The 11,786-nt window shown below is 71.2% G+C and carries 12 protein-coding genes; 9 read left to right on the top strand and 3 right to left on the bottom strand.

All coding sequences use genetic code 11. From position 1 onward, the window contains the following. Nucleotides 1-364 precede the first annotated feature (364 nt). Nucleotides 365-1,165: an SDR family NAD(P)-dependent oxidoreductase gene (locus I0C86_RS34200; RefSeq protein ID WP_196205448.1), complete on the top strand. Its 801-nt coding sequence runs from the start codon at nt 365-367 to the stop codon at nt 1,163-1,165. A 129-nt stretch (nt 1,166-1,294) separates the two neighbouring features. Here the strand turns inward: I0C86_RS34200 and I0C86_RS34195 are convergent, their stop codons facing one another. Beyond that, nucleotides 1,295-1,831: a TetR/AcrR family transcriptional regulator gene (locus tag I0C86_RS34195; protein WP_196205447.1), complete on the bottom strand. Its 537-nt coding sequence runs from the start codon at nt 1,829-1,831 to the stop codon at nt 1,295-1,297. 66 nt (nt 1,832-1,897) lie between these two features. Between I0C86_RS34195 and I0C86_RS34190 the strand changes: the two genes are divergently transcribed. After that, nucleotides 1,898-2,302 carry a nuclear transport factor 2 family protein gene (locus I0C86_RS34190; RefSeq protein ID WP_196205446.1) on the top strand — a complete coding sequence of 135 codons (405 nt, stop codon included), beginning with the start codon at nt 1,898-1,900 and terminating at the stop codon, nt 2,300-2,302. Between the two features lie 142 nt (nt 2,303-2,444). Further along, entirely contained in the window at nt 2,445-3,617 is a 1,173-nt protein-coding gene (locus I0C86_RS34185; protein ID WP_323374014.1) for a winged helix DNA-binding domain-containing protein, read from the top strand. Nucleotides 3,618-3,644: 27 nt separating this feature from the next. Here the strand turns inward: I0C86_RS34185 and I0C86_RS34180 are convergent, their stop codons facing one another. Next, complete coding sequence (locus I0C86_RS34180; RefSeq protein ID WP_196205444.1) at nt 3,645-4,640, bottom strand: threonine ammonia-lyase; 996 nt, start codon at nt 4,638-4,640, stop codon at nt 3,645-3,647. Nucleotides 4,641-4,749: 109 nt separating this feature from the next. Here I0C86_RS34180 and I0C86_RS34175 point away from each other — a divergent pair, with 109 nt between their 5' ends. The 4 genes from I0C86_RS34175 to I0C86_RS34160 all read left to right on the top strand — a co-directional run bounded on the left by I0C86_RS34175 (nt 4,750) and on the right by I0C86_RS34160 (nt 8,270). Continuing rightward, a complete protein-coding gene (locus tag I0C86_RS34175) occupies nt 4,750-5,934 on the top strand; it encodes a low temperature requirement protein A (RefSeq protein ID WP_323374013.1) in 1,185 nt (394 codons plus the stop codon). Between the two features lie 120 nt (nt 5,935-6,054). Beyond that, complete coding sequence (locus I0C86_RS34170; RefSeq protein WP_196205442.1) at nt 6,055-6,525, top strand: DoxX family membrane protein; 471 nt, start codon at nt 6,055-6,057, stop codon at nt 6,523-6,525. 245 nt (nt 6,526-6,770) lie between these two features. Continuing rightward, nucleotides 6,771-7,223, top strand: a complete 453-nt coding sequence (locus I0C86_RS34165) for a YbhB/YbcL family Raf kinase inhibitor-like protein (protein WP_196205441.1) — start codon at nt 6,771-6,773, stop codon at nt 7,221-7,223. A gap of 81 nt (nt 7,224-7,304) precedes the next feature. Then, a complete protein-coding gene (locus tag I0C86_RS34160; protein WP_196205440.1) occupies nt 7,305-8,270 on the top strand; it encodes a GNAT family N-acetyltransferase in 966 nt (321 codons plus the stop codon). A 65-nt stretch (nt 8,271-8,335) separates the two neighbouring features. Here I0C86_RS34160 and I0C86_RS34155 read toward each other — a convergent pair whose 3' ends face one another. Beyond that, complete coding sequence (locus I0C86_RS34155; protein WP_196205439.1) at nt 8,336-9,865, bottom strand: glycoside hydrolase family 43 protein; 1,530 nt, start codon at nt 9,863-9,865, stop codon at nt 8,336-8,338. Between the two features lie 298 nt (nt 9,866-10,163). On the opposite strand from I0C86_RS34155, the gene I0C86_RS34150 reads away from it, so the two are divergent. Then, nucleotides 10,164-11,186, top strand: coding sequence for a LacI family DNA-binding transcriptional regulator (locus I0C86_RS34150; protein WP_196205438.1), 1,023 nt, complete (start codon nt 10,164-10,166; stop codon nt 11,184-11,186). A 321-nt stretch (nt 11,187-11,507) separates the two neighbouring features. Then, nucleotides 11,508-11,786 (top strand): hypothetical protein (locus I0C86_RS34145; RefSeq protein WP_196205437.1); only part of this gene is annotated, 279 nt, incomplete at its 3' end.

Here is an 11,786-nt window from a genome sequence, read left to right as displayed (position 1 = left end):
GTCGTACCTCGCTTGCGGGCGGAGCAGGCGGAAGCGTGGGGTCACGGCGGGGAACGGCCCGCGTCGTCGGCTCCGCCGTGGCTTGCTCTACCGCCCGGAACCTAGTCGCCGGCCCGCACCGACATGATCAACTCCGGTTGGCCGATCGTTCGACGGTCGATCGGTTGAGCCGAACGGTCGACCGGCATGCGTACGGTCCCGACGCCGCGACGGACCGCTTCCGTACGGCGCGTCCAGACCGCCCGGCCGGACCGCCGCCGCTGCGCGGTCCGGCCGGTGCCGCTACGGTCGGATTTGTTGGGAAACCGTGCCGGTCCCACCCGGGCCGGCCGTTCCGGATAGCGTGCTGACGAAGAGGAACCGCATGACCGTCAATATCGACCTGACCGGCCGGACCGCTCTGGTGACCGGCTCGACCCAGGGCATCGGCGCCGCCATTGCCACCCAGCTCGCCCGCGCCGGCGCTCGGGTGGCGGTGAACGGCCGTACCGCCGACAGTGTGGGGCGGGCGGCGGCGGCGCTGCGGGCGGAGGTGGCCGGCGCCGACGTGATCGAGATCGCGGCCGACGTCGCCAGTGACGAGGGGGCGGCGCGGACCCTGGAGGTCCTGCCGGCCGTCGACATCCTGGTCAACAACCTGGGCATCTTCGGCGCCGTTCCCGCCCTGGAGATCGACGACGAGCAGTGGCGTCGGTACTTCGAGGTCAACGTGTTGGCCGCCGTCCGGCTGACCCGCGAATACCTGCCCGGAATGATGGAGCGCGGCTGGGGACGGGTCCAGTACATCGCCAGTGACTCTGCGGTGGTGATCCCGGCCGAAATGATCCACTACGGCGTCACCAAGACGGCGTTGCTCGGCGTCTCCCGGGGCTTCGCGAAGGCAGCCGCCGGGACGGGCGTCACGGTCAACGCCGTGATCGCCGGCCCGACCCACACCGGTGGGGTCGAGGACTTCGTCTACGAACTGGTGGACCGGCAACTGCCGTGGGAGGAGGCGCAGCGCGAGTTCATGCGGGCGCACCGGCCGCAGTCCCTGCTCCAGCGGCTGATCGAGCCTGCCGAGATCGCCAACCTGGTCACCTATCTCGCCTCGCCGCTCGCCTCGGCCACCACCGGTGCGGCGGTCCGGGTCGACGGCGGCTACGTCGACGCGATCGTCCCCTGACGGCGCAACTGCGTTGACGGCGGCTGGTCGATCAGTGCCGGTCAGGGCGCACCTGGTCCACGGGGGTTGGCAGTCAGTCGCGCCTCAGGCCGGCTTGGCAGTCAGTCGCGCCTCAGGCCGGCTTGGCAGTCAGTCGCGCCTCAGGCCGGCGAAGATGACCGCGAGCGTCCGGGCCTGGAGCTGGTCGTCCCATCCACCGTGCAGGGCGCCCTGGCACACGCTGAGAAAGAGTGCCATCACCTCGGGTAGCCGTACCGGGGCGGCGACGGCTCCGGCGGCCTGGGCCTGTTCGAGCAGCCTGCCCACCGCCTCCTCGAGGTGACCTGCCGCCTCCGGAAGCCGGATGTCCACGCCGGACCCGGCGAGCAGGTCGACGACGGTCTTCTTCGCCGCGGCCTGCGCCACCACGTGCCTGAAGAACGCGAAGAGGTCGAGTCTTTCGGCCTCCTCGACGAGCTGTGCCAGCAGTCGCTTCATGATCGCGGCGAGCAGGTCGTCCTTGGTGGGGAAGTGACGGAAGACCGTGCCGATGGCAACGCCGGCCCGGCGGGCCACCTCTTCGGTGGAGGCACGCGGGCCGGCCTCGGCGAAGACCGCCTCGGCGGCGTCCAGGATCCGTGCCCGGTTGCGCTGCGCGTCGGCACGCAGCGGTGGTCCCTCTAGCAAAGTGAGTCTCCACTCATTATTCTCGTGGGGTAAGTCGAGTCAGGACTCATTATCCAGGAGGACGACATGACACCAAGCGAGATCTTCGACAGCATGCGCGCCAGATGGCTCGCGAACCTGTCCACCTACGAGGCGGAGCTGCTCGCCGACGACGTGGTGCTCGAGACGCCGTTCGCCGTACCCGGCCGTCCGACGCGTACCGAGGGCAAGCAACGGGTCGTCGAGTACACGGAAGCGAGCCGGGCGGCGTTCCCGGTCCGGTTCGACGACTGCCGCAACGTGGTCGTGCACGAGACCGCCGACCCGGAGGTGATCGTGGTCGAGTACGAACTGGTCGGCACGCACACGGCGACCGGGGTAACCGCCTCGGCGCCGTTCATCGGGGTGCTGCGGACCCGGGACGGCAAACTGGCCCACTGGCGCGAATACCAGCACACCCTCGCCATCGCGCAGGCCGTCGGTCAGGCATAAACCCGGATCAAGATCAGGCTGCCCGTGGTGACGACGAAGCCCACCGCGCAGACCTCAGCGGCCCGGCAGAGGTTGTTAGGCTGGCCGCGACATGGGGGAGATCCGTAGCCGAGCCTTCCCTCCGTTGAAAGGACACGGCAGGGTGCGGATCGACGGGGCGCAGCGGCGCGCCAGGATCGGCCGACGACACCGGCTGGCGGTTCCGGCGCGAACCGACGACCCGCTCGAGGTCGCCCGGGACCTGGTGGCGCTGCACGCCTCCGATCCACCCACGGTCTACCTGGCGCTGTTCGCCCGGTCGACGAGCGTCGACGTCGCGACCGTCGACCGGGCCCTCTACGAGGCCAGGACCCTGATCCGGATGCTGGCGATGCGCCGGACCATGTTCGTCGCCCCCGTCGAACTCGTACCGGTGCTGCACGAGGCGTGCGCCCGTACGGTCGCCGGGCGGGAGCGCCGCAAGATGCTCGGCTTCCTCACCGAGGCCGGTGTGGCCGACGACGTCGAGCGCTGGCTCGCGGAGGTCGAGGAGGTCGCACTGCGGGCGATCGAGGCGCGCGGCGAGGTGACCTCGATGGAACTGGCCGAGGAGGATCCACGGCTGCGCCAGCCGCTGGTGCTGTCCCCGGGCAAGTCCTACGAGGGGCGGCAGCGGGTCGTCACCCGGCTCCTGCTCCTGCTCGCCGCCGACGGGCGGATCGTCCGGGGCAGACCCCGGAGCACCTGGGGATACAGCCCGTACCGCTGGTCGCTCGCCGACCGCTGGTACCCGGAGCCACCGGCCCAGTGGTCGCCCGAAGACGCCGAGGTCGAGTTGGCCCGTCGCTGGCTGGCCGCGTACGGGCCCGCTCCGGCCGACGACCTGCGCTGGTGGACCGGATGGACGGTCGGGCAGGTGCGTCGGGCGCTGTCCCGGCTGAACCCGGTCGAGGTGGAACTCGACGACGGGACCGGGCTGCTCCTCGCCGACGATCTCGAACCGGTGGCTCCGGCGGAGCCCTGGGCCGCGTTGCTGCCGGGCCTCGACCCCACCCCGATGGGCTGGTCCCGCCGGGACTGGTTCCTGGGCGAACACGGGCCCTCGCTGTTCGACCGGTTCGGCAACATCGGTCCGACCGTGTGGTGGGACGGCCGGATCGTCGGTGGCTGGGCGCAGCGCAAGGACGGCGAGATCGCGTACCGGTTGCTCGAGGACATCGGCTCGGACGCGCTCGGCGAGGTGCGGGCGGCCGTCGCCGAACTCACCGACCGCCTCGGCGCGGTGCGGGTCACGCCGGCCTTCCGGACCCCGCTGGAGCGCGAACTGTCGGCCTGATCCGGGCGCGCCGCGCCGAGGCGGGGCTCAGCCCGCCACCGGCTCGTACCGGCGGGGCAGCCCACCTGTCCGGTCCGCCCAGGCCACCACGTCCGCCACGGTGGCGTTGCCGCCGCAGAGCACGAGCCCGAGGACGGCATCCCGGCCGACCCGTTCGATCACCCGCCGGGCGGCCGGGACCAGACAACCGGCCGCCGGTTCCAACCACAGTTTGGCCTCGTCGGCCACGGTGAGCACCCCGTCGATCGCCTCGGCGTCGGAGACCACCAGCACCTCCTCGACGTACGCCCGGACGTGCGCCAGGGTCAGTTCGCTGACGGTCGGGGCGCCGAGCGTGGTCGAGATCGAGGTGACGCCGACCCGGACCGGCTGGCCGGCGGCCAGAGCCCGGGACATGCTCTCGGCGCCGACGGTCTCCACACCCCAGATCCGTACCGCCGGGTTGGCCGCCTTGATCGCGGTCGCGACCCCCGAGATGAGCCCGCCACAGCCGATGCTGACCAGTACGTCGGTCAGGTCCGGCCGGTCGGCGACGAACTCGGCGCCGACCGTCCCGTGCCCGGCGACGATGGCCGGATCCCCGAGCGGATCGACATAGGTCATGCCCCGTTGCCGGTGCTCCTCGGCGATCTCGAACGCGTGGGAGACGTCGGAGGTGAGCAGCAGCGTCGCCCCGGTGGCGCGGACCCGGGCGATGGACCGGGCGGGAGCGGCCTGCGGCATCACGACGGTCGCCCGGCCTCCCATCCGGGCGGCCATCGCGGCGAGGGCCAGGCCGTGGTTGCCGCCACTGACCGTGACCAGCCCGGCGGCGAAGTCCTCCGGCGGAAGCGACAGCAGCTTGTTGGCGATGCCCCGGGGCTTGAAACTGCCGGAATGCTGGAGGATCTCCAGCTTCAGCGCGACCGGAACGTCCAGCACCTCGGCCAGCCCGGGGCTGGCGACGGTCGGGGTACGCAGGACGTGCGGCTGGATGCGGGCAGCGGCTTCCGTTATCCGCGCGGCGGGGATCAGCTCAACCATGTCCACGGACGGTACCCGGCGCCCGGGGGAGCGCAGACGCCGAGAGCGCGAGCTCCGAGGGATGCGGATTAACCCGGCAACGAACAACATCTTGCCGCAGTCTGGGCAGGTGAGAGCGAGTACCAAGGCGGCGCTCGAGCGCGACCCGGAGGGGTCGCGCCGGGTCTCACTCCTGGAACTCTTCTTCGACCTGGTGTACGTCGTCGCGCTCGCCCTGATCTCGCGACACCTGGTGCAGAACCTGGACTGGATGGGCGTCGCCCAGTCGGCGGTGCTGCTCGCCGGGGTGTGGTGGGTGTGGGCGATCACCGCGTTCCTGACCGACCTCTACGATCCGCAGCAGGTCTCGATCCAGCTGCTCACCGTCGCCGTCATGCTGGGCAGTCTGCTGATGGCGGCGGCCGTGCCGCACGCGTTCGGCTCCGGCGGCCTGGTCTTCGCCTGCGCGTACGTCGGGATCCACCTGGGCCGTGGACTGTTCCTCGTGCCGAATCTGCGGGGTCAGCGGGCACAGGGCCGGGCGATCCGGATCTTCTTCTGGTTCGCCATCTCGGCGGTGCCGTGGATCGTCGGCGGGCTGATGTCGGAGGAGGGCGTCCGGACCGCTCTCTGGGCACTGGCGGTGCTGATCGACTACTTCGCCTTCAGCCTGGGCTATCCGACCCCGGGGCTCGGGCGGTTGCCGGAAACGCAGTACAACGTCACCGCCGCCCACCTCGCCGAGCGTTACCAGCAGTTCTTCACGATCGCCCTCGGCGACGCGATCCTGATCACCGGCTTCACCTACAGCGAGGTGCGGGCGGGACCGGCGCATTCCGGGGCGTTCCTCGTCGCGTTTCTGAGCACGGTGCTGCTGTGGCGGATCTACACGCACCGGGCCGGGGAGGTCCTGCCGCTGGCGATCGAGTCGGTCCTCGAGACCCGGCGGTTCTTCCTGGTCGCCCCGTACACCCATCTGATGATGGTGACCGGGGTCGTGCTCAAGGCGTCGAGCTTCGAACTCATCATCGCGCGTCCCCTCGACGATCCGGGCTGGGCGATGATCGCACTCGTGCTGGGCGGGCCGGCGCTGTTCCTGATCGGCCGGTCCCGGTTCGAGTACGAGGTCTTCGGCCGGGTCTCCCCGTCCCGGCTGGTCGCCCTGGGCGTACTGGTCGCGATCACTCCGGTGATGCGGCTGGTGCCACTGGTCGCGATGGCCGCCTCCGTCATGGCGGTGCTGGCCGGAATGGCCGCGGCGGACACCGTGCGCAGTTGGGGCCGTGCCCCGGAACAGCCGAACCCCCCGGCGTAGCCGGCCGTTGCCGCAGGTTCCCCCGACACCTCGCACACCGGGGCGGTCGGGCCGCTGGTGTGCGGCCGGAGTTACCGGGTAGGCGGGCGCCACAGCGGCACCGGCAGAGTGGAGCGACCGATGAATCTGTCCCATCTTCCGCTGCGCGTCGCGATCGGCGCGTTCGTCCTGAATTCCGGCCTGTCCAAGTGGACCCTGGAGGGCGAGCCGGCAGCCGCCCTTCACGGGATGGCGGCCGGCGCGATGCCGCCGGTCAAGCGGATCGGACCCGACCGCTTCGCCAAGCTGATCGCCAGCACCGAAATCGCCCTGGGTACCGCCCTGCTGGTGCCGGTCGTCCCGTCGGCCCTGGTGGGCGCGGGACTGGTCGGATTCGGCGGCGGCCTGCTGCGGTTGTACCTGGCGACCCCGGGGCTCCGCGAGCCGGGCAGTGTCCGGCCGACCCAGCAGGGCGTGCCGATCGCGAAGGACAGTTGGCTGGTCGGTGCGGGACTCACCCTGCTGCTGGACGACCTCTTCGGGCGGATGTCGAGCAAACGCCGGGGCATGAGCATGCATCTTGCGCGGAACTGTAGAAAACGTCGGACCTGATCAGGTTGCTCCTGATCCGTCTGCTCCTGTTTCGCCGTGCCGACGCCGGGTACCCGCGAGCGGAGGCGCGGAGCAGCGGCGCCACCGGGATCACCACTGCGATCACCACTGCGTTCACGACCGCGATCACCACTGCGTTCACGACCGCGATCACCACTGCGTTCACGACCGCGATCACCACTATGTTCACGACCGCGAACATGACCGGGTACCGGACGACGGGGCCTGGGGGGGAGGGCGACGGTATGGCTGGGATCGTCCTGCGGAGTCTTGCCTTCAACGACCACGACCGGCTGCCGGACCGGTTCTCCCGGTCCGGCGGGAACATCTCGCCGCCGTTGGAATGGCTCGATGTTCCCGAAGAAGCCACCGAGCTGGTCCTGCTGGTCGAGGACCGGGACGCGGGGCGGACACCGTTCCTGCACTGGCTGGTGACGGGAATCGAGGCGGTTTCCGGCGGCGTCGGCGAGGGCGAGGTACCGCCCGGCGGACGTACCTGGACGAACGGCTTCGGTACGGCCGGCTGGGGTGGCCCGCACCCGCCGATGAACGACGACCCGCACCGGTACTTCTTCCGGCTCTACGCGGTGAACCGGCCGCTGGAACTTCCCGGTGCCCCGCAGGCCCCCGACGTGCACTCCGCCGTCGAGAAACTGGAACTGGCCAGCGGCAACATGGTCGGCACCTTCGCCCGCTGACCTGCCTGTTCCGCCGGACGCCGCCCGGAGCGGTCCGAAAACCAGCGGCGCGAAGGCCCGCCCTCGGGTTGGATGCTCGGCATGCGGTTCCCTTCCGGCTGGTCGGTACGCCGACCGACCCTCGACGACGTTCCGGCGATCCTGGCCGTCGTGCAGGCGAGCGACATCGCGGCCCTCGGGCACACCGACTTCAGCGCCGAGGACGTCCGCGAGGTGCTGACCGCCCCGGACGTCGACCCCGCCCGGGACTCCTGGCTGGCGCTGGAGCCGGACGGTGGGGTCGTCGGCTGGGCCTACCTGGAAGACTCCAACCGGGGGCCACGGGAGACGGTCGAGGTCTACGTGCACCCGGAGCGGGGCCTGCCGGCACAGGCGCCGCTGCTGGCGCTGCAACTGTCCCGCTCCGGCGAGCGCGCGGCGGAGTTCGGCCTGGACCGGATGACGGTACGGGCCATCGCGCTGCCCACCGAGGAGCACTGGATCGGCATCATCCGGAACGCCGGGTTCGAGTTCGTGAAGCGCTACGCCCGGATGCGCCGGTCGCTCGCCGGGATACCGGCGCAACCGCCGCCGCCCCCGCCGGGAATGCTGATCCGGCCGGTCCGTTCGACGGACGAGACCGACCTGCGGGAGTTCCACCGGATCCTGGACACCGCCTTCCGGGACACCCCGGACTACCAGCCGGCGACGTACGAGCAGTGGCGCGCGCAGGTCGCCGCGTTGCCGAGCGTCGCCTGGGACGAGTGGTTCGTCGCCACGATCGACGAGCAACCGGCCGGTGTCCTCCAGTCCGCCGACCAGACGCTCGACCAGAACGAGGGCTGGGTGAAGCAGTTGGCCGTGCTGCGGTCGTACCGCCGGCGTGGGGTGGGCGGTGCGCTGCTCGCCCACGCCTTCGCCTGCTACGCCGCCAAGGGACGCGAGTACGCGGGCCTCGGCGTCGACCTGAGCAATCCGGCCGAACCGGTCCGCCTCTACCGGGCGGCGGGGATGACCCCGAGGTACGAGGCGGAGATCTTCGAGCGGACCGTCGGCGCAACGCCCTGACCTCGACGGCCGGGACGGCCGGGCGGGACGGGCGGACGGGGTGCGGGGACGGTACGGGACGGCTGTCAGGCGTCGATCAGGTCGCCAGCGACGTCGGCACGGTCGAGCGAGGAGAGGAAGCGGTAGTCGTACCAGTCGATCTGGATGGCCCCGGTGGCGGCGTAGCAGCCGATGACCCGGCCGGTGAAGCCGCCCGCGACCTCCGTGGACAGATATCGCCCGTCCAGTTCGGCGAGGGCGACGAATTCGCCGTCCGGGGCTTCGAAGCCCAGTCGCACCACGTCCGGCTCCTGCCGGGGATGGTCCATACCGGGCCCGGAGGCCCAGGTCTCGACGCGTAGCACCACCGGTCCGGAGACCGTACGGCTGGCGAGTTGCTCGCACAGTGGCCCGATCCGGGCCCGTACCCGGACCTCGTCGGCCTCGACCTCCACCTCGTAGTGGTGCTGCTCGTCCAGGCGTACCGCCAGGCCGCCCCGGCCGTGCCGGGCGTCGACCAGGGCCCGTACCCGGACGTCGTGCTGTTCCTGCCGACGTCCGACGAAGGTCACCGTCGGGTCGTCCAACGAGCCGCCCCGGGCCCGCAGGGTCAGCCAGCCGGGCCGCTCCAGCAGCGAGACGTCCTCGGGAGGGCGGGACCGCAGCGAGATCCACCGCGGGTGCAGCTCCGCCGCGTTGAAGTCGTCCCGGGCCGGCGCCGCCGGCACCGGTGCCGGCGGCAGGGTCGGGGCGCGCATCACCGGGGCGACCGGGCCGATCACCGGCCAGCCGTCGGACCAGGTCACCGGGGCGAGGAAGGTTTCCCGGCCGAGCACGTGCCAGCCGGGGGTGCCGCCGCGCGGCCGTACGCCGAGGAAGATCAGCCACCACGAGCCGTCACCGGCCTGTACCAGGTCACCGTGTCCGGTGTTCTGGATCGGGTGGTCCGTGCCGCGGTGGCTGAGGATCGGGTTGGCCGGGCAGGGTTCGAAGGGGCCGTCCGGAGCCGGGCCACGGGCGATCGAGATGGCGTGGCCGCGTTCGGTGCCGCCCTCGGCGATCAGCAGATACCAGGTGTCGCCGATCCGGTAGAGGTGCGGTGCCTCGGGATACTGGGAACCGGGGCTGCCCGACCAGATGCGTTTCGGTCCGCTCAGCGCGGCGCCGCTTGCCGGGTCGATCCGGACCTGATCGATGCCGGCGAAGGTGCACCAGCAGTTGCCGTCGCCGTCCCAGGCCAGGTCGGGGTCGCAGCCGAGTACGTCGGGCAGGTGCACGGGCTCGGACCACTTCCCGGCCGGATCGTCGGCGGTGACCAGTATGGTCCCGCCGTGCGGGATGTTCGACGTGATGAGCCAGAACCGGTCGTCGTGGTACCGCAGGGTCGGTGCGTAGACCCCGCCGGAGGACGGCGTGCCGGGCGGCAGCAGCAGTTGGCTCGGCCGGTCCAGGACGTTGCCGATCTGGTTCCAGCCGACCAGGTCCCGGCTGTGGAAGATCGGCACTCCGGGGAAGTACTCGAAGCTCGAACAGGCCAGGTAGTAGTCGTCACCGACCCGGCACACGCTCGGGTCGGGATGACAGCCGGCGATGACCGGGTTGGCGAACGTCCGCATCAGTCGTCGATCATCGCTTGGTCGCCGGCCGCTGCCGTCGGCACGGCGAGGCATGTCGTTGACTTTCCCGTCCCGCGCCCGCAGCGTGTCTTGGCGGAACGAGTCACCCTCATCGACTATCCTCTCCGGCGAAAACTTTCCGGAATAATTCCGTAACTAGATCGGAACGCTATGGCTCCCTGTCCGGACAGTCAACCCCGAACTTCAGGCAAAATACTGGACGCGCGGGCTGTGGAGGTCGGTACAGCCTCGAAAGTGTTTCGGTCGTAGGCTGAAGCCTCAACAAAGGAGCTGCCTCGTGACGGTCGACGAAGGACGCAGGATAACCATCACCGCCATCGCCCAGGAGGCGGGCGTGTCGGTGCCGACGGTCTCCCGGGTACTCAACGGCCGCAACGACGTGGCGCCGCAGACTCGCGAGCGGGTGGAGGAGCTCCTCCGCCGACACGGCTACCGCCGCCGGGCGACCCGGCCCCGGTCCGGGGCCAGTCTGGTCGACCTGATCTTCAACGATCTGGACAGCCCCTGGGCGGTCGAGATCATCCGAGGTGTGGAGGACGTCGCCCACGCGGCCGGGGTCGGCACGGTCGTCTCCGCGATCCACCGGCGTTCCACCTCCACCCGGCAGTGGTTGCAGAACCTCCGCACCCGGGCCACCGACGGGGTGATCCTGGTCGCCAGCGACCTGGCCCCGCCGGTACACGCCGAGCTGCGACGGCTCAACGTTCCGATGGTGCTGGTCGACCCCGCCGGAGTGCCGAACATCGACATCCCGACGATCGGCGCGACGAACTGGGCCGGCGGGCTGCGCGCCACCGAGCACCTGCTCTCGCTCGGGCACCGGCGGATCGGCTTCATCGCCGGCCCGCCCCGCCTGCTCTGTAGCCGGGCCCGCCTCGACGGCTACCGCGCCGCCCTGGACGCCGCCGGAATCCCGCTCTGCGACGAACTGATCATGCCCGGCGACTTCTACCACGAGTCGGGATACTCCGGCGGGGCCGCACTGCTCGCCCTCGACGAGCCGCCGACGGCGATCTTCGCGTCCAGCGACCAGATGGCGTTCGGGGCGTACGAGGCGGTCCGCCGACTGGGGCGCCGGGTGCCCGACGACGTCAGTGTGGTCGGCTTCGACGACCTGCCGGAGGCGCGCTGGGCGTCGCCGCCGCTGACCACCGTGCGCCAGCCGTTGGCCGAGATGGGCCTGCTGGCCGCCCGTACCGTGCTTCGGCTGGCCCAGGGCGAGCCGCTGGACACCCCGAGGGTGGAGCTCTCGACCGACCTGGTGGTCCGGGACAGCTCGGCGCCCTATCCGGCTCGCTGAGATCGAAATTTCCGGTAGGACGCCCCCTCGATTACCGGGAGATTTCCGGTACGACAGGCCGGTCGAGTCGTAACCGGTGCCTCGCCGCGCCGACCTCGATCGCACTCCACGCGCCGCCGTACCACATGACCCGGCTGTCCCAGGCCGACCCTGCTCACGCACGGCGTCGCCGACGTGCCGAAGTCGGGTCGCTCCGCCGCAACCACCCCCATCCGGCGGAGCGGACCGGTTTGCCGGGTTAGAGATGATCGGGTGCTGGGTACCACCCGCGGTAGCGACGCCCTGCCGCAAGGCGGGGCAAATGGACCCGAGGGAGCACCGATGAGACTCGACGACGACGACATTCGGACCACGGGCGGCGGTGGCGGGGAGGGTCCGGCCGACGGCGGAGCCAACCCGATGGGCCGGGACGGCGGTGCCGACGGTGCCGCCGAGGGCCCGGCCGATGCAGGCGCCACCCCGGGACAGCACGACGGTGGTGCCGACGGTGCCGCCGAGGGCCCGGCCGACGGAGGGGCCACCCCGGGACAGCACGACGGTGGTGCCGACGGTGCCGCCGAAGGCCCGGCCGACGCCGGTGCCACCCCGGGGCAGCAGGAT

It is taken from the genome of Plantactinospora alkalitolerans (assembly GCF_015690345.1).
GTDB classification, from domain to species: Bacteria; Actinomycetota; Actinomycetes; order Mycobacteriales; family Micromonosporaceae; genus Plantactinospora; species Plantactinospora alkalitolerans.
The sequence above is the reverse complement of the archived record's forward strand: the minus strand, read 5'-3'. Positions and strand labels throughout refer to the sequence as shown.

Bases quoted from the DNA above. Each gene is read 5' to 3' on its own strand.
- I0C86_RS34155 (WP_196205439.1), bottom strand. From the start codon at position 9,865: ATGCGGACGTTCGCCAACCCGGTCATCGCCGGCTGTCATCCCGACCCG.
- I0C86_RS34180 (WP_196205444.1), bottom strand. From the start codon at position 4,640: ATGGTTGAGCTGATCCCCGCCGCGCGGATAACGGAAGCCGCTGCCCGC.
- I0C86_RS34170 (WP_196205442.1), top strand. From the start codon at position 6,055: ATGAATCTGTCCCATCTTCCGCTGCGCGTCGCGATCGGCGCGTTCGTC.
- I0C86_RS34190 (WP_196205446.1), top strand. From the start codon at position 1,898: ATGACACCAAGCGAGATCTTCGACAGCATGCGCGCCAGATGGCTCGCG.
- I0C86_RS34200 (WP_196205448.1), top strand. From the start codon at position 365: ATGACCGTCAATATCGACCTGACCGGCCGGACCGCTCTGGTGACCGGC.
- I0C86_RS34160 (WP_196205440.1), top strand. From the start codon at position 7,305: ATGCGGTTCCCTTCCGGCTGGTCGGTACGCCGACCGACCCTCGACGAC.
- I0C86_RS34165 (WP_196205441.1), top strand. From the start codon at position 6,771: ATGGCTGGGATCGTCCTGCGGAGTCTTGCCTTCAACGACCACGACCGG.